This is a genomic window from Streptomyces sp. MnatMP-M17 (assembly GCF_900091995.1).
In the GTDB taxonomy this organism is placed as follows: domain Bacteria; phylum Actinomycetota; class Actinomycetes; order Streptomycetales; family Streptomycetaceae; genus Streptomyces.
This window is the reverse complement of the sequence record NZ_FMDK01000203.1, coordinates 1-14,769: the sequence shown is the minus strand read 5'-3', so window position 1 is coordinate 14,769 and position 14,769 is coordinate 1. Positions and strand designations below refer to the sequence as shown.

The 14,769-nt window shown below is 67.9% G+C and carries 19 protein-coding genes; 10 read left to right on the top strand and 9 right to left on the bottom strand.

Features of this window, described 5'->3' with window-relative positions:
- Window positions 1-339 precede the first annotated feature (339 nt).
- On the top strand, window positions 340-1,641 hold the full coding sequence (locus GA0115259_RS10065) for a glucarate dehydratase family protein (protein WP_093594012.1): 1,302 nt from the start codon (window positions 340-342) through the stop codon (window positions 1,639-1,641).
- 84 nt (window positions 1,642-1,725) lie between these two features.
- On the opposite strand, the gene GA0115259_RS10060 is transcribed toward GA0115259_RS10065, so the two are convergent.
- Window positions 1,726-2,931 (bottom strand): cytochrome P450, encoded by a 1,206-nt coding sequence (locus GA0115259_RS10060; protein WP_093594009.1) that lies wholly within the window; start codon window positions 2,929-2,931, stop codon window positions 1,726-1,728.
- Window positions 2,932-3,360: 429 nt separating this feature from the next.
- Here GA0115259_RS10060 and GA0115259_RS10055 point away from each other — a divergent pair, with 429 nt between their 5' ends.
- On the top strand, window positions 3,361-4,545 hold the full coding sequence (locus GA0115259_RS10055; protein WP_093594021.1) for a methyltransferase domain-containing protein: 1,185 nt from the start codon (window positions 3,361-3,363) through the stop codon (window positions 4,543-4,545).
- Window positions 4,546-4,682: 137 nt separating this feature from the next.
- Here GA0115259_RS10055 and GA0115259_RS10050 read toward each other — a convergent pair whose 3' ends face one another.
- Together GA0115259_RS10050 and GA0115259_RS10045 are read right to left on the bottom strand one after the other, a co-directional pair.
- Window positions 4,683-5,150: a DUF6415 family natural product biosynthesis protein gene (locus GA0115259_RS10050; protein ID WP_093594006.1), complete on the bottom strand. Its 468-nt coding sequence runs from the start codon at window positions 5,148-5,150 to the stop codon at window positions 4,683-4,685.
- Window positions 5,147-5,593, bottom strand: a complete 447-nt coding sequence (locus tag GA0115259_RS10045; protein ID WP_093594003.1) for an ATP-binding protein — start codon at window positions 5,591-5,593, stop codon at window positions 5,147-5,149. The genes GA0115259_RS10050 and GA0115259_RS10045 overlap by 4 nt, the downstream gene beginning before the upstream one ends.
- 308 nt (window positions 5,594-5,901) lie before the next feature.
- Here GA0115259_RS10045 and GA0115259_RS10040 point away from each other — a divergent pair, with 308 nt between their 5' ends.
- From GA0115259_RS10040 to GA0115259_RS10030, 4 genes are read left to right on the top strand one after another with little or no spacing between them, the layout of a single operon-like run.
- The gene (locus GA0115259_RS10040) at window positions 5,902-6,780 is read left to right on the top strand and encodes a helix-turn-helix domain-containing protein (protein ID WP_093594000.1); all 879 of its coding nucleotides are present in this window, start codon (window positions 5,902-5,904) and stop codon (window positions 6,778-6,780) included.
- A 5-nt stretch (window positions 6,781-6,785) separates the two neighbouring features.
- Complete coding sequence (locus tag GA0115259_RS10035; RefSeq protein WP_093593997.1) at window positions 6,786-7,004, top strand: DUF397 domain-containing protein; 219 nt, start codon at window positions 6,786-6,788, stop codon at window positions 7,002-7,004.
- Window positions 7,001-7,165 carry a hypothetical protein gene (locus GA0115259_RS40160; RefSeq protein ID WP_161230332.1) on the top strand — a complete coding sequence of 55 codons (165 nt, stop codon included), beginning with the start codon at window positions 7,001-7,003 and terminating at the stop codon, window positions 7,163-7,165. Before GA0115259_RS10035 ends, GA0115259_RS40160 begins: the two co-directional genes overlap by 4 nt.
- 5 nt (window positions 7,166-7,170) lie before the next feature.
- Window positions 7,171-7,389, top strand: coding sequence for a DUF397 domain-containing protein (locus GA0115259_RS10030; protein WP_093594018.1), 219 nt, complete (start codon window positions 7,171-7,173; stop codon window positions 7,387-7,389).
- A gap of 54 nt (window positions 7,390-7,443) precedes the next feature.
- Here GA0115259_RS10030 and GA0115259_RS10025 read toward each other — a convergent pair whose 3' ends face one another.
- A complete protein-coding gene (locus GA0115259_RS10025; protein WP_237539894.1) occupies window positions 7,444-7,983 on the bottom strand; it encodes a peptide deformylase in 540 nt (179 codons plus the stop codon).
- A 94-nt stretch (window positions 7,984-8,077) separates the two neighbouring features.
- Between GA0115259_RS10025 and GA0115259_RS10020 the strand changes: the two genes are divergently transcribed.
- The 3 genes from GA0115259_RS10020 to GA0115259_RS10015 are packed head-to-tail and all read left to right on the top strand — an operon-like array spanning window position 8,078 to window position 9,481.
- The gene (locus GA0115259_RS10020) at window positions 8,078-8,590 is read left to right on the top strand and encodes a radical SAM protein (RefSeq protein WP_093593991.1); all 513 of its coding nucleotides are present in this window, start codon (window positions 8,078-8,080) and stop codon (window positions 8,588-8,590) included.
- The gene (amcA, locus tag GA0115259_RS40155) at window positions 8,587-8,778 is read left to right on the top strand and encodes a multiple cyclophane-containing RiPP AmcA (protein ID WP_161230331.1); all 192 of its coding nucleotides are present in this window, start codon (window positions 8,587-8,589) and stop codon (window positions 8,776-8,778) included. Before GA0115259_RS10020 ends, amcA begins: the two co-directional genes overlap by 4 nt.
- 19 nt (window positions 8,779-8,797) lie before the next feature.
- Window positions 8,798-9,481, top strand: coding sequence for a pentapeptide repeat-containing protein (locus GA0115259_RS10015; RefSeq protein WP_256097966.1), 684 nt, complete (start codon window positions 8,798-8,800; stop codon window positions 9,479-9,481).
- Between the two features lie 43 nt (window positions 9,482-9,524).
- Here GA0115259_RS10015 and GA0115259_RS10010 read toward each other — a convergent pair whose 3' ends face one another.
- From GA0115259_RS10010 to GA0115259_RS09995, 4 genes are all read right to left on the bottom strand, one after another.
- Window positions 9,525-10,394, bottom strand: coding sequence for an SDR family oxidoreductase (locus GA0115259_RS10010; RefSeq protein WP_093593985.1), 870 nt, complete (start codon window positions 10,392-10,394; stop codon window positions 9,525-9,527).
- On the bottom strand, window positions 10,391-11,182 hold the full coding sequence (locus tag GA0115259_RS10005) for an SDR family NAD(P)-dependent oxidoreductase (RefSeq protein WP_093593982.1): 792 nt from the start codon (window positions 11,180-11,182) through the stop codon (window positions 10,391-10,393). The genes GA0115259_RS10010 and GA0115259_RS10005 overlap by 4 nt, the downstream gene beginning before the upstream one ends.
- 27 nt (window positions 11,183-11,209) lie before the next feature.
- Entirely contained in the window at window positions 11,210-12,658 is a 1,449-nt protein-coding gene (locus GA0115259_RS10000; protein WP_093593979.1) for an MFS transporter, read from the bottom strand.
- Between the two features lie 138 nt (window positions 12,659-12,796).
- Entirely contained in the window at window positions 12,797-13,129 is a 333-nt protein-coding gene (locus tag GA0115259_RS09995; RefSeq protein ID WP_256097965.1) for a winged helix-turn-helix transcriptional regulator, read from the bottom strand.
- A gap of 112 nt (window positions 13,130-13,241) precedes the next feature.
- Here GA0115259_RS09995 and GA0115259_RS09990 point away from each other — a divergent pair, with 112 nt between their 5' ends.
- The gene (locus GA0115259_RS09990) at window positions 13,242-13,664 is read left to right on the top strand and encodes an ester cyclase (protein ID WP_093593976.1); all 423 of its coding nucleotides are present in this window, start codon (window positions 13,242-13,244) and stop codon (window positions 13,662-13,664) included.
- A gap of 98 nt (window positions 13,665-13,762) precedes the next feature.
- Here the strand turns inward: GA0115259_RS09990 and GA0115259_RS09985 are convergent, their stop codons facing one another.
- The gene (locus GA0115259_RS09985) at window positions 13,763-14,698 is read right to left on the bottom strand and encodes an NmrA family NAD(P)-binding protein (RefSeq protein WP_093593973.1); all 936 of its coding nucleotides are present in this window, start codon (window positions 14,696-14,698) and stop codon (window positions 13,763-13,765) included.
- Window positions 14,699-14,769 lie beyond the last annotated feature (71 nt).

Here is a 14,769-nt window from a genome sequence, read left to right as displayed (position 1 = left end):
ACGCTTTAGTGTCCGGACACGCACCTCCTACGACCCCGACCCCCTCCCGCCGCACGCCCTGTGCGGCTCGTGCCGGGCCGCATACCCAGCCCGTCCGGCGTTTGAGGACGGACCGGCCAACCCCGGCACCGGGTTCCCGGACTGTGGGGCAAATTCCAGCCCGTCCGGCGATTGAGGACAGAACCGCGCCCCGGAACCACGGCCTCTCGCCGGGAGGCGTTACGTTGACGTGGATCGTTCACATCCGTAGCCTCCATTTCCGTACGTAGATCACACCCACGTAGGGAGACGATCACATGGCGCACCCCACCGCCGACACGGCACCCGCCGGAGTGCTCCATGGCTGATCCGACCATCGCCGAGGTCCGTCTCACGCCGATCCTCGTGACCGATCCGCCGCTGCTCAACACCCAGGGCGTGCACCAGCCGTACACTCCGCGGCTGATCGTGGAGGTGGTCACGGCCGACGGCGTGACGGGGATCGGCGAGACGTACGGCGATACGAAGTACCTGGAGCTGGCAAGGCCGTTGGCCGAGCGGCTGCCCGGTCACCGGGTCACCGATCTGAACGGACTGTTCGCGCTGGCCGACGAGGTGGCCGTCGATGCCTCGCGGGTGGACGACTCCGTCGACGTCGGCGGGCTCCGGGGCGTGCAGACCGCCGACAAGCTGCGGCTCTCGGTCGTCTCGGGCTTCGAGGTGGCGTGCCTCGACGCGTGGGGCAGGGCGGCCGGTATGCCCGTGCACGGGCTGCTCGGCGGCAAGGTCCGCGACCGCGTCGAGTACAGCGCGTATCTCTTCTACCGCTGGGCCGAGCACCCGAACGGCGCGGGGGAGACCGATGACTGGGGCGCCGCCGTGGATCCGGCCGGCGTGGTCGCACAGGCCGAACGCTTCGCCCGTGACTACGGTTTCACCTCCTTCAAGCTCAAGGGCGGCGTGTACGAACCGGCCGAGGAGATCGCCGCCGTCCGCGCCCTGGCCCGGCGCTTCCCGGGACAGCCGCTACGGCTGGATCCCAATGGCGCCTGGTCCGTGGAGACTTCGCTCAAGGTCGCCGACGAGCTGCGTGATGTCCTCGAATATCTGGAGGATCCCACCAGCGGTACGCGGAACATGGCCGAGGTCGCCGCCCGCGCGCGGGTCCCGCTCGCCACCAATATGTGTGTCACCACGTTCGCCGAGATCCGCGAGGCGTTCACCACGGGCGCGGTCCAGGTGGTGCTGAGCGACCATCACTACTGGGGCGGACTGCGCAACACCCGTGAACTCGCCGCCATCTGCCGCACCTTCGGCGTCGGACTGTCCATGCACTCCAACACACATCTGGGGATCAGCCTGGCGGCGATGACCCACGTCGCCGCCACCGTCCCCAATCTCGACTACGCCTGCGACAGCCACTATCCGTGGCAGACCGAGGACGTCATCACGGATGCCTCGAAAGACCGGCTCACCTTCACCGACGGCCGCCTCGACGTCCCGGACGCTCCCGGCCTCGGTGTCGAACTCGACCGCGACCGGCTCGCCGTACTGCACCAGCGGTGGCTGGACGACGACGGCAGCATGCGCGATCGCGACGACGCGGCGGCCATGCGCGTGGCCCACCCGGAGTGGACGACACCGGCGGTTCCGCGCTGGTGACCCGGCGGCGTGATGGTGTTCGGTGTGATGGTGTGGACGGGCCCCGGAATTCGAGGACATCCGGGGCCTCGTTCGTGCCCGTCCCTACCACGCCACCGGCAGTGTGATCGGGAACCGCCGGATCGTCTCCGTATCCCAGCGCACCTCGTCGACCGGCACCGCCAGCCGCAGCCGTGGAAAGCGGTTCACCAGGCCGCCGATCGCGGCCTCCAGCTCCACCATCGCCAACGGTGCGGCGATACAGCGGTGTCCGCCCCAGCCGAAGGTCATGTGCGGAGTCGGCGTACGGTTCGGGTCGATGATGTCCGGGTCCGTGAACCGCTTCGGATCGCGGTTCGCGGTCAGATACGAGACATGGACGAAGTCGCCCGCCCGGATCGTCACGCCCTCGATCTCCACGTCCTCGGTGGCGATACGCGGGATGCCGACGCCCTTGCGGAACGGGATGAAGCGCAGCAGCTCGTCCAGTACCTGCGTGAGCTCCTCGGGCCGGCTCCGTACCTGCTCCATCAGATCCGGCCGGTTCAGCAGGATGTACGCGATATTGCTGATCTCGCAGGTCGCGGTGTCGTGCCCGCTCAGCATGAGCGTCAGCGCCATGACCGCCAGATCCTGGTCGTCAAAGGCGTCGTCGCCCTCCTTCGCGGCGGCCAGCGTGCTGATCAGATCATCGCCGGGACTGCGCCGCCGCTCGGTGACCAGCTTGCCGAAGTACTCGCGCAGAGCCGACTTCGCGTTCGCCGCGGCCTGTTGTGTCTCCGGTCCGGTGGAGAGAAGCTGGTGCGCGTACTCCTGCATGCTCGGCCGGTCCTCGGGCGCGATACCGAGCAGCTCGCAGATGGTGTGCTGAGGCAGCCGGTCCGAGAGATGGCTCACCAGATCGGCGGGCGAGCCGTGCTCGGCCATCTCGTCGAGCAGCCCGGCGGCGATTCCCTCGACCGCCGGCCGCATCCGGTCCACATGCCGCTTGGTGAACGCCTGCGAGGCCAGCTTGCGCAGCCGGGTGCTCCGTGGCGGATCGATGACGTTGATCGACTCCGGCGAGACGATCGGCTCCGGCGTCAGCCGCGGATAGTTCCGGCCGGTGATCGCCGCCCGGCTGAACCGATGATCGGTGGTCACCTGCCGCACGCCCTCGAACCCGGTGACCAGCCACGCGTCCGCGTCACCGTAGGGCAGCCGGATCCGGGTCACCGGATTCCTGGACATTAGCTCCGCGAGCAGAGGATCGAATTCCAGGCCCTCGCTGAAGTCGAACGGACAGGTGGTTGTTTCGCCGATTTCGGTCATCGCTTACTCCAGGACGGGCACGTTCGGTATGAACGGTGCGGTTGTCAGCAATGCATAATTACCTCCCCTATTTCGCGCATATGCCCTGCGCGCGGCAAATGGCCAGCCGACCACCCGTTGGAGTGCCCGCCTTACCAGGGCGCACCCTGTCCAGGCCCGGGTTGCGGCGAGAAGGCGCCATGGCCGTACTCCGGGGGCCGTCGGATGCTTCACTTGCTGAGGAGGTGTCTTTTCTGGCCTCTTCGCGGATCTTTGTGCGAATCGAAGGCGGGAGGGTCTGATGACGGTTGGACCGATGTGCGGGAATGCCGATGGCGGAGAGGGCGAGAAGAAGGACAAGCTTCCCGGCGAGCCCTGGAAACCACTTCCGCCGCCACCGCCGGACGGCGGACCGCCCCCGGGGGACGGAAAGCACTGCAAGTGACACTCATGTCTGAGCAGGAAGGCCGCGCCAGTGATGAGCTGGCGCGGTATCTCCTCGAACTCGAAGTTCTGACGCCTGAGTGGGCGAAAGTGTTCCGGGCCGTGCCCCGGTCGCTGTTCCTGCCGGATCTCTTCTGGGCGTACGACCTCACGACCGGCCGCAGTGAGCCCGTGGACAGGCGTGAGGACCCGGTCGGCTGGGAGGAGGCCGCGTACCGGGACATTCCGTTGGTCACCCAGTGGGACGACGGACAGCACACGGGCGCTGAACCAGGCTCCGCCGGTACCAGTTCGGCGAGCATGCCATCCGTCGTCGCGTCCATGCTGTGCGATCTCGACGTGAGCGACGGCATGCGGGTGCTGGAAGTGGGCACCGGCACCGGCTGGAACGCCGGACTCCTGGCCCACCGCCTGGGCGGCGCCAACGTGGTCAGCGTGGAGATCGATCCGGCAGTTGCGGCACGCGCCTCGGACGCGTTGACGCGAGCCGGACTCACCCCGCTGGTGGTCGAAGGGGACGGGCGGGACGGCTGGGCGGCGGGAGCACCGTACGACCGGGTGATCGCGACGGCAGGTGTACGGGCGCTACCGCCGCGCTGGCTCGAACAGACGCGCCCGGGCGGCACCATCCTCGCTCCGTGGGGCACCCACTACAGCAACCAGGACGCACTGGTCCGGCTGACCGTGGGCGAGGACGGCCGGGCCGTCGGTCCCTTCCTCCGCATGGTCGAGTTCATGAAGCTCAGGGATCAACGCCTCGACTGGAACCTGTTCCGAGGGCACGTCAAGGAGTTCCCGGGTGACGCCGATGTCTCCCGAACGTCTGTGCCACTGGCCGATCTGGGCGACCGTTACGAGACGCCCTACTTCGTGACGGGTCTCTGCGTGCCCGACTGCGCCCATGTCGTCAACGAGAGCGACTCGGGCGAGGCCGGCGACGCGAAGGCATGGTTCTTCGACTTCCGCAGCCAGTCATGGGCGGCCGTCGTCTTCACCCCGGGTGCCGCCGACGCCACGGTCTACCAGTCCGGGGCCCGCCGCCTCTGGGACGAGGTCGAGCGGGCCCTGACCTGGTGGATCGACCGTGGCAGACCGGAGTACGACCGGTTCGGACTCACCGTGGACCGGGACGGCAGTACGCGCGCGTGGCTGGACGATCCGTCGGACATCCTGCCGTTCGCCGAGCCGTGACCAGCGAGTGAACGCTGTGGCGCGGCGGCCGGCCGGTGAGCAGCCGACCGGTCAGCAGCCGCGCAACAGCGCCAGCGCGATCGAGCCGCCGAGCACGGTCACCGCGACGACATAGAGAGCCTGTGCCACGACGGGCCTCACTGCTTACGCTCCTCCTGGCGGCGCTGGTAGAGCGCAGCAAACGTACGGGTGGACCACGCCAACGCCCGCATGTGGTCGTAGGCATGGGCGGGCGAGACGTACGGATCGGGCCGGGCGTCGAGGTCGAGCAGCGCGTACGCGGTTCTGTACAGGGCACGCGCCTGCGGCGTATCGGTGTCGCCGAGGTCTTCGCCCAGGAGCAGGGCAAGGTGGCCGCGGAGTTCATGTGTCGTGGTGTCGACCCAGGCGCGCTTGGGAAGGCCGACCTGGCGGGCGAGGGCCTTCTCGACGGTGTATGAGACGGTCGCGAGGTCGACGGGACAGTCGGCGGGTCGATCAGCAGGCCGATCAGCCGGGCGACGGGACAGCGCGGCCACCAGCCGGCGCAGCGACGCCGTGTCCGTGGCGAACTTCAGTGCCCGCCAGTGCCAATGGGCGCCAGGCGTACGGCGATTGGGCGTCACGCGTCGGCCACCTCCTGAACGGCGACCGTGCACCACGTACACGTCCCACGCCTGCCCCACGCCCGCGCGAGCGCGGCGACCAGCAGCATGCCCCGCCCGTTCTCCTCCTCCGGCCCCGGCCGTCTGAGCTGGATACGCGCGGGAGAGTGATCGTCCACCTCGATCCGAACCTCCCCGGCGAGGTCGTACGAGACCGAGAACCGGACGCGGTCGCTGTGCGCGTGCACCACCGCGTTGGTGACCAGCTCACTGACCAGAAGCTGTACGGTCTCGACCTCGTCCGCACCCAGCCCAACGCCCTGCCGCAGAACCGCGCCGACGATCCGCCGCGTCTGCTGCGGCCGTTGAGCATCCGGCCGGAACGACAGGCTCAGGTGCAGCGCGTCCCGTATCCCAACGCCGTTGCGTTGGGCGGGATGTGCGCTCTGGGTCAGAGGAGTCATCGCGAGTCCTTGCCGTCGATCTGGTGGGACTGCCGCAGGGCAGACCATTGGCCCGGCGCCGGGTGCGTGCAGCTTGCTCACCGAATGTGCCGACTTGGATGCACACGGTGAGATGTGGGTATAGCCTCGCATCAGATCCGGCTTCCCGGAACGCTTCCGGCGAGATTCCGCGAGCAAGTTCTTATGTGAACTTGCGCCTGCACAGGGGCAGTTCATGCGAACCGGAGCACGCTCCCGCTCTGACGCAGAACGTTCCTTGCGGAGGCCGAACGAACGCCCACACACTGAGTGCACAAGGAGGACCGCGGATGATTACGGACATTGAGTCGGCATCGCCTGCTCTATGCCGTTTGCAGTTGGGCAGCGAACTGCGCCAACTCCGCCTGAAGGCTGGGCTGACCTCGCGTCAGGTAGTGAGGAAGCTCCTCTGGAGCCCGTCGAAGCTGACCCGGCTGGAGACAGGCGAGAACGCTGTTGTCGAGACGGCGGACGTCATGGCGCTGTGCCAGATCTACGGTGCCGATTCTGAGACGTGCGAGACACTGAAGGGGTACGCGGGCGTCACCAAGACGAAGCGGGATTGGTGGCAGTCGGCCCAGTATCGCCCGGTCGTCAGTCCTGGATTTAAGGCGTTTCTGGGTATGGAAGCCACGGCTTCATCCTTGCGCAACTACGAGTCCGAGTACGTACCGGGCCTGCTTCAGACCGAAGCGTATGTGCGGGTTATCCGTCAGCGGGCTTACGCCAACCTCAGCCAAGAGGAACTCGACCGCACGGTTACGTTGCGTACGACGCGGCAGGAGGTCCTCCATCGGAACCCGCCGCTGAAGTTCACGGCGATCATCAGCGAGGCCGTGCTGCATCGGCAGGTGGGAGGCCCAGAGGTGATGCGGGCGCAGTTGGCGCACATCGTGGAGGCCGCTTCCGCGCCCAACGTCCGGATTCAGGTGATCCCGTTCAAGGCCGGTGCTCATCGGGGGATGAACGGAGCGTTTGCGGTCTTCCAGTTCAGCGACAGGGTCTCTCTCAAGCCGATCGTCTACCTGGAGAATCTGGCTGACCATTGGGTGACGCGGCACGAGGCGGACGTGGAGCTCTACGAGGACGCGTTCACAGACCTACAAGCTCTTGCTCCGGGACCGCAGGAATCCCTGAGCATGATCAAGAAAGCAATGAAGGAGCATTGATTCCGATGACGATCACCGCCGATGCACTGACCGGCGCTGACTGGTTCAAGTCGAGCTACAGCAACGACAACAACGGCAACTGTGTCGAGGGCGCCCGTCTCGCCCGCCGCACCATGGCCGTACGCGACTCAAAAGCCCCCCAAGGGCCCGCCCTCGTCCTGACCGGCACCGCATGGACAGCCTTCGTCCGGGCCCTCGGCGACGAGGAGTTCGCGGCGCAATGACTCCTACCCGCCTGCTCAGCCAGAGCTACGACCCCGAGCAGCGCATCGAACCCACCCGCCCCAACAACGGCGCGATAGCCGCGCCCGCCTGGGACCGACCCGTACAACCCACGTGGGCTGCTCCCTCCCGGCAGCAGCCCACCGATCTGCAGGAGCTGTGATTTCGGTGACGACAACTTCCGACGTGCTGATCGGCGCGCAGTGGTTCAAGTCGAGCTACAGCAACGGGACAGTCGGCGACTGCGTCGAGGGCGCCCGTCTCGCTGGCCGCGTCATGGCCGTACGTGACTCCAAGGACCCCCACGGGCCCGCCTTCGTACTGACCAGCAGCGCGTGGACGACCTTCGTCCAGGCCCTCGGCGACGAGGAGTTCGCCGCGCGATGACCGCCGGCGTGGGCTGCTCCCACCCCGGCAGCAGCCCACCCCGCCACGCGCCAGCTACTCGTACGCCCAGGCCCGGCCGGTCTGCCTGTACTCCTCGACCGGGATCGGCTCCACACCTGGTCGCATCCGGGCCGTGTAGAGCAGGCCGTAGAGGTGATCGATCTCGTGGTGGATCAGCCGGGCGAGGCCGCGTTCGTACACGGTGCTCACTGTCTTCCCGTCCAGCATGGTGGTTTCGACCGTGATGCGCAGAGGTCGCGGCACCAGGCCGCGGACGTCGAAGAAGCTCAGGCAGCCCTCGTACTGCTCGTCCGTCTCGTTGGACGACACGGTGATGCGGGGGTTGAGCAGGACGATCGGCTGGGTGTCGGGACCAGAGGGGCGGACGACGGCCGCCGCGCGTGCGGCACCGATCTGCGGTGCTGCGATGCCCATGCCTTTGGCGAACGGTTGCACCTGACCGACGCGCTCCATCGAGTCGAAGAGCCGGTCGGTGACGCGTTCGACCTCGCCTCGTTCGGCCGGCAGGCTGAACGGACGGGCAGGCTCGGCGAGCACGGGGGAGCCGCACTGCACGACTCCAAGCTCACGCATCTGTTCACTGGGCCGCACCTGAGTCACCTGAACTCCCCCTGATCCTGTTCGGGCTTGGCCCGGAAACGCCATTCGAGACGGTACCGGGCATGCAGTGCCGGAGCAGGCCGAGACCTTCTGGCGGCGGACCCTGGAGTGGTCCCGGTGCCACCCCGGTGAGCTGGAAGTGCGGGAACTGGAGTACCTGGGCGAATATCTGCGGATGATCCGCGCTGGACAGCGGGCGGACTGGGACCGTCGTCGGCTGGATCCCATCCCGACCGTGTCCTGGAACGGGGATGTGGTGCTGCTTTCCCCGGAGTTGGCGGACACCACCGATGCCCAGTACGGCAACTTTCTGGCGGGCAGCATCCTCGATCAACCTCTGGTCGGCATTTTGGGAGGTGCGCACCGACTGCGGTACGTCCAAGAATTTCTTGCCGGGCTGGAGGGCTGCCGTGCCGGATGCGAGTTCTTCGACTTCTGTCGTGGTGCCCAAGCGGCCAACCGCTACTTCGAGAACGGCAGCCTCACGACGACGGAGACCAACTATTGCCGTGTTACCCGGCAAGCCCTGGTCGCCGCCCTGTCCACCATGGCGGCCAAGGAGAAGGAAGAAGCCGCATGACGATCCTGGAGCTGTTGGCCGCGTCCGACGCGCCTGTCGTGGCGGAGCTGATATTCAATCGCTGGGCCCCGCAGTCCGAGAACGTTGACCGAGCCTGGGACAACCGCCCCACGTGGGACAACTGGCCCAAGAGCCCGGCCCGGTTCGACAACCGACCGACCTGGGACAACTGGAACAAGAAGAAGTAGATCTGCCGCCGTAGGGTTACTGCCCTCGGGTGACCCGACGGTACGGGGCAGGCTCCTCGCTGGAAGGCACCTTGATGGACACCCGCGCGATCCGCCGCTCGAAGGAGGGCGTGGCAGGGTCGCGGAATTCCACTACGCCAATGCCGATTTGCGCGAGATCGACCTGGCGGACACCCATTTGATGGATGGACGCATCAGCGGCCTCAAGGCACAACGTACCCGGTTCGACAAGCTCCGCATCGACTCCGTGGAGTTGTCACACTGCGATCTGTCGTCACTGCGTTGGACAGAAAGCAAAATCTCTCGCGCCGCGTTCACCGACTGCAAGCTGATGGGCGCGCTGATCGAGGATCTCACGCTCGACAACGTCCTGTCCGAGAACTGCAAGTTCGACTACAGCAGTTTCGAACGCATGCGGGCCACTGGACCGGTGATCTTCTCGAAGTGCTCACTGCGAGAAACCACGTTCACAGCGGCCGATCTCGCCGGTGGTGGCCTCTTCGACGGCTGCGACCTGCGACTGACGGAGTTCGACGGCGGCAAGTACCGCGACTGCGACTTGCGTGGCAACGACCTCTCCCAGGTGCGTGGCGTCAGCGCGCTCAAGCAGGTCGTCATCGACAGGCACCAGACCCTTCAGCTCGCAGAAGCGCTCGCGGACGAGCTGGACATCACCTTCGGCGAAGACTCCGACGACTCGTAACACTGCTCGGCGACCACCGGCGACACGTCTTGGACTCATTTATCTAGCGGGACCGCTGTTGTGTGAGGAGCGCTCGGAGTGACGTCGTGGGCCGGCCGATCAGGCGCTCGATGTCGTCGGTGGGCGTGAATTCGCCGGCGGCGATGGCCTGGAACCAGGCGCCGGTGAACCAAGCCCAGGGTTCCGGCATCCCTGCTTGCAGGCGTGCGGCGACGTAGTCCTCGATCGGGGTGTCCTGGTAGGTCACGGGCGTGCCGGTGAGCTCGCCGAGGATCGCGGCGACGTCATCGAGGGTGAAAGCGCGGGAGCCCGCGAGCGTGTAGCTGTGTCCCGCGTGGCCGTCGGTGGCGAGGACGGCGGCGGTCGCTTCGGCCATGTCGCCGCGCGTCGCCAGGGCTGTCGGGGTGTGGGCGGCGGGCACCCGGATGACGTGGTCCGGAGCGAGCTCGCCGATCAGCTTGTCGAACGACTCCAGGTACTGCGAGTTGCGCAGTACGGTGACGTCGAGCCCGGAGGCTGTCAGCTCCTTCTCGGTGTACTCGTCCCACTCCGTGACCTGAGGGATCACAAAGGCCGAGCCGGCACGGTGCTGGATGGCCGTGTAGTGGATGTGGCGCACCCCGGCTGCCTTTGCGGCGTGGATCACGTTCCGGTGTGCCGTCTTGGCGTCGGTGAATGTTCTCGCCGAGATCAGAAGAAGCTTCTCCACGCCGTCGAAAGCCGCTTCGAGGCCGTCCGGCTCCTCGTAGTCGCCGTGCCGTACGGAGACGCCGCGCTCGGCCAGATCGGCGAGCGTCTCGGGCCGGCGGGCCAGAGCCGCGACACGGTCGGCGGGAACCCGTTCCAACAGGAACTCCACGACCTGGCGCCCGAGTTCACCGCCGGCGCCGGTGACCATGATGAGCCCGCTCATGCCTCTGCTCCTGTTGTCGCGGCCGGCCCGCCCGGTACGAACGGAACGGTGTCGGGCGCCTCACGTCGCGCCGCGAGAATCGCGCGAGCGGCATCACCGATGGGTACGCGCAGCGGGAGTCGCGGCGACTCGGCGGCATCCGCGACCTCGGCGGCGGCCTCCTCCGGCGTGATCATCCCTGACCTGGCGGCGCCGTTGGTGTCCGGTGCGGCGATCGAGTGGTACGGGTCGTCCGGAAGCGCGTAGCTGGTCACGGCGTCCAGCGCTCCCGAGCTGACCATTCCCGGCTCCAGCAGGGCGGCTTCGATCCCGAACGGGGCGACCTCGATGGCGAGTGCCTCGACCAGCGCCTCAAGTGCCCACTTGGTCGTCTGATAGGCGGCGCCCGGAGGTGCGACGATACGTCCGACGACGCTGGACATGAACAGCAGACGGCCGTTCCCGCGTGCCCGCATGCCGGGGAGGACGGCCTGGGCCACCCGGAGCGAGCCCAGTGTGTTCACGTCGAACAGCTCCGCCAGCTTCTCCGGAGGCGTGGCCTCGACCGCGGCGTAGAAGATCACTCCCGCGTTCGAGACCAGGATGTCGACCTCGCCGGCGTTCCGGACCGCCGCGGCGACGCTGTCGGCGTCGGTGACGTCGAGCGGCAGCCGCTGATCGACGTCGAGACCGGCGAGCGAGCGTGGATCACGTGCCGTGGCCACCACTCGGTGGCCTCGACGCGCGAACTCCGCGGCCGTCGCGCGGCCGATGCCCTTCGATGCACCGGTGATCAGTACTGATGCCATGATTTCTCCTCTTGGTTAATGCTTTGCTTAGTTAATGCTTTGCGTGGATTTCATATCTTGTGTGGTTTCCTCCGGGCGGTCGCGCACGGCCTCGTCTCCTCGTGTCAGAAGAGGAAGGCAGGCCAGGGCGGCGACGAGAGCGAAGGCTCCGGCCCACCACCAGCTGCGGGTGAAGCGGTCGAGGTCGCCGGCGGTGATGGTCGACGACCGCGCCACGATCACGAGGATCGCGACGCCGATGACATTGCCGAGCTGGCGGCCCATCTGCACGACGGCGCTGCCCGTCGAGGTCTGCTGCGGTGCGAGCCCGGCGCTGGCGGCGCGGATGATGGTGGGGATGGCGAGGCCGACACCGACGCCCTCCATGAGCCAGCCGGGCAGTATCTCCGCGGCGTAATGCGGTTGGACGGTCAGCGACGTACCGATCAGCACACCGCCGCCGCCCATGAGGATCGCCCCGAGGATCGTCTTGATCCCGTCGGAGAGCCCGGCGTGGAAGCGGCGCAGCCCGATCGCCGTGACCGAGACCATGACCGGTCCGGGCGCGATGGCGAGCCCGGTACGGACCGCTGACCATCCCCAGCCCTCCTGGAGCCACAGAACGAGGCCGAGGAGCTGGGTGCCGAAGCAGATACCGAGGGCGAAGTTGGCGAGATTGCCCCAGGTGAAGGGCCGGTTGCGGAAGAGGGCGAGGTCGATGACCGGCGCCTTCACGCGTGCGGAGCGTACGAGGAACAGGGCTATGGCGACGAGGGAGACGGCGAAGGTGCCGACGGTACGTCCGCTGCCCCACGCCCATGTCGGCCCTTCGACCATGGCCAGCGTGAGGGCGCCGATGCCGGTCACGACCAGCGCTCCGCCGAGAAGGTCGGGGACGCCGGTCTCCGTGCTGTGCCGGGAGTCCGGCGCGACCAGCGCCGCGACGACGAGCGCCACGATGCCGATCGGGACGTTCACGACGAAGATCCACCGCCAGGAGACCTCCACCAGCAGCCCGCCGAGCGCCGGCCCGGCCGCCGCACCGAGCGAGCCGCTGATCGCCCAGAACTGGATCGCGCGCGGGCGGCGCGACCGGGGAATGGCCGTCAGCACCAGCCCGAGGCTCGTCGGCACCAGGGCTGCGGCCCCGACCGCCTGAAGGCAGCGCAGCCCGATGAGCAGCCAAACGTCCCCGCTCAGGGCGCAGCCCAGGCTGCCGGCGGTGAAGAGGGCCAGGCCGAGCAGGAACACCGGCTTGACGCCGTACCGGTCGCCGAGCCGCCCGGCCGGGACCAGCAGCGCGGCGAACACGATGGCGTAGGCGTTGAGGATCCAGCTCAGATCGGCAAGGGACCGCTCACCCAGGGCCTCCCCGATCGGGTGGAGCCCGACGTTGACGATGAACACGTCCAGGCCGCTCATGAAGGTCGCTACGCACAGGACGGCCAGGAGAACGGCGGGATGGGACTGATGGCGCTCGGCGCCAGTTTTCGGCACGGTCAGTTTCCAGACAGTTTGACTTTCGGACTCACTGGCCACGCTAGCACCAGAGTTTGAAAGCCGCACCGACTCCAGCGCGGCGTTGGGCGCCGCCCGGCCTCGGCCCGGTCGTCGCTCAGACCTCAAGCTCAGGTCTCAAAAGGCGTGATTCTCGCCCCAGATCTCCAGCTCGCGGAGTACCGGCGCGAGGGCCTTGCCGGCCTCTGTGAGGACGTACTCGTCGCGCGGCGGGTGCTCGCAGTAGCGGCGGCGGGTGATCACCCCGGCCTCCTCCAGCTCGCGCAGCCGGGTCACGAGCCTGTCCCGGGGCGCACCGGTCCTGGCCTGGATGTCGTTGAAGCGATGGACGCCGCGGGACAGGTCGCGGAGTACGAGCAGGGACCACCGGTCGCCGACGACGTCCAGCGCGGCGGCAATCGGGCAGCCGCGACCGCCGCCGGCCTCGATGGATTTGCTTTTCAGACTCACGTTCCCTAGCGTAGCCGCTCGCTAAGTTTGATTCTCGTACTGACACTGTGGTCGACGTTGGGCGATCGACGTCGAGCGCGGGTTCCACCACTTCCCCTGAGGAGATCGCACGATGTCCGTGGATGGCACGACCGAGGCCGAGGCGCTCGTCCGGCGCTTCTACCAGCCGCTGAGCACCGGTGATACGGACCTCGTGGACGAGGTGCTGGCGCCGGGATGGGAAGCCCTTCCGGCCCTGCACGCCGGCCCTGGCCGCGACGGGTGGAAGGCGACCGTCGCTTACCTGCGCAGCGTCCTCGGAGGCCTGAGTTTCACCATCGAGGATGTCCTGGTCGCCGGTGACCGAGTGGCCGTGCGATCCGTCACGCGCGGCACCCACGTCGGTGAGCTGCTGGGCATTCCGGCCACCGGCCGCCAGGTCGAGATCCGCGCCTCCGACTACCACCACGTTGAGGGTGGCCGCATAGTCCGGAGCTGGCACCTGGAGGACTACTACGGCGTCATCCGGCAGCTGAACGCCGGAAACGACTCCTGACGGTGCCGACGCGTGGCGCTTGACGGCCGGCCGACCGCCGGGCCGGCCGCTCCGAGCTGAACCGAACCGGATCGGATCGAACCGGGCTCAGGGCCCTGTCAGGCCGTGGCCCGCATGTGCTTCTGGGCCCATTCCTCGAAGCTGGTGAGCGGGATGCCGAGCTCTCTTGCGTACTCAGGGCGGGCCGGCTGGCCGGCCACGTTCATCCACTCGTGCGAGGCGCCCATCCCTGGCATTCCCGCGGCGAAGGCCTCCTCCTCGGTCATGTCCGGCGCCGACAGCTCCGTACCCAGCGCGCGGGAGAGGGCCTCGGCGATCTCCGTCATCGACAGATAGTCGCTCGCCAGCTCCAGCTCGATCCCGTCGAACTGCTCCGGCGCCGTGATGGCCGCCGTGGCCGCCCTGCCGATGTCCTCCACCGCCACGAGGGAGAGCCGGGTGGCGGGCTTGAGGACGGAGACGATGCCGCCCTCGATCCCGCGAGGGAAGAGGAACGCCATGGACGGCAGGAAGTTCTCCATGAAGAAGCCCGGCTTGATGAGCGTCCAGCGAGGGAAGCCCGCCGCGCGGACCCGGTCCTGGATCGCGGTCTTGGCGCCGAGTGTGGGCTCCATCGAAGCCCAGCGGCCTTCGGCCCAGCCGGGAGCCTCGGTGCGCCGGTCGGCGCCGGAGACGGACGTGTGCACGAAGTGCGGTACTCCGGCGGCCTTCGCGCCGTCGATGAGGTTGACGCCCTGGGCTATCTCTCCTTCGAAGTCGAAGCCGGCCTCGGTCATGCCCGGCATCTGTACGGAGAAGACGGCGCGGGCGCCCTCGGCGGCCCGGATCACGGACTCGCGGTCGTGGAGGTCGCCGGTGACCAGTTCGGCGCCGAGCGCCTCGACCGTCTTGGCGCGGTCGGTGGCCGGGTCGCGGACCAGGGCGCGTACGGGAACGCCCGCCGCGAGCAGGGCGCGGGCGGTGGCACCGCCCTGTCTGCCGGTGGCGCCGGTGACCAGGACGGGCGCGGAATCGGGTGCAAAACCGGTGGACATGGTGCTCCTCAGGGCGCTCTCAGTTAAACGGCGGGGCCCGCCATTTTGCTCCACGATACAATACGGCGGGG

What these genes read in the sequence shown, in the direction of transcription:
- GA0115259_RS10005 (WP_093593982.1), bottom strand. Translation starts at nt 11,182, where the DNA reads ATGGCATCAGTACTGATCACCGGTGCATCGAAGGGCATCGGCCGCGCG.
- GA0115259_RS10035 (WP_093593997.1), top strand. Translation starts at nt 6,786, where the DNA reads ATGACGATCACCGCCGATGCACTGACCGGCGCTGACTGGTTCAAGTCG.
- GA0115259_RS09985 (WP_093593973.1), bottom strand. Translation starts at nt 14,698, where the DNA reads ATGTCCACCGGTTTTGCACCCGATTCCGCGCCCGTCCTGGTCACCGGC.
- GA0115259_RS40160 (WP_161230332.1), top strand. Translation starts at nt 7,001, where the DNA reads ATGACTCCTACCCGCCTGCTCAGCCAGAGCTACGACCCCGAGCAGCGC.
- GA0115259_RS10025 (WP_237539894.1), bottom strand. Translation starts at nt 7,983, where the DNA reads ATGCGTGAGCTTGGAGTCGTGCAGTGCGGCTCCCCCGTGCTCGCCGAG.
- amcA (WP_161230331.1), top strand. Translation starts at nt 8,587, where the DNA reads ATGACGATCCTGGAGCTGTTGGCCGCGTCCGACGCGCCTGTCGTGGCG.
- GA0115259_RS10065 (WP_093594012.1), top strand. Translation starts at nt 340, where the DNA reads ATGGCTGATCCGACCATCGCCGAGGTCCGTCTCACGCCGATCCTCGTG.
- GA0115259_RS10010 (WP_093593985.1), bottom strand. Translation starts at nt 10,394, where the DNA reads ATGAGCGGGCTCATCATGGTCACCGGCGCCGGCGGTGAACTCGGGCGC.
- GA0115259_RS09990 (WP_093593976.1), top strand. Translation starts at nt 13,242, where the DNA reads ATGTCCGTGGATGGCACGACCGAGGCCGAGGCGCTCGTCCGGCGCTTC.
- GA0115259_RS10040 (WP_093594000.1), top strand. Translation starts at nt 5,902, where the DNA reads ATGATTACGGACATTGAGTCGGCATCGCCTGCTCTATGCCGTTTGCAG.
- GA0115259_RS10055 (WP_093594021.1), top strand. Translation starts at nt 3,361, where the DNA reads ATGTCTGAGCAGGAAGGCCGCGCCAGTGATGAGCTGGCGCGGTATCTC.
- GA0115259_RS10060 (WP_093594009.1), bottom strand. Translation starts at nt 2,931, where the DNA reads ATGACCGAAATCGGCGAAACAACCACCTGTCCGTTCGACTTCAGCGAG.
- GA0115259_RS10045 (WP_093594003.1), bottom strand. Translation starts at nt 5,593, where the DNA reads ATGACTCCTCTGACCCAGAGCGCACATCCCGCCCAACGCAACGGCGTT.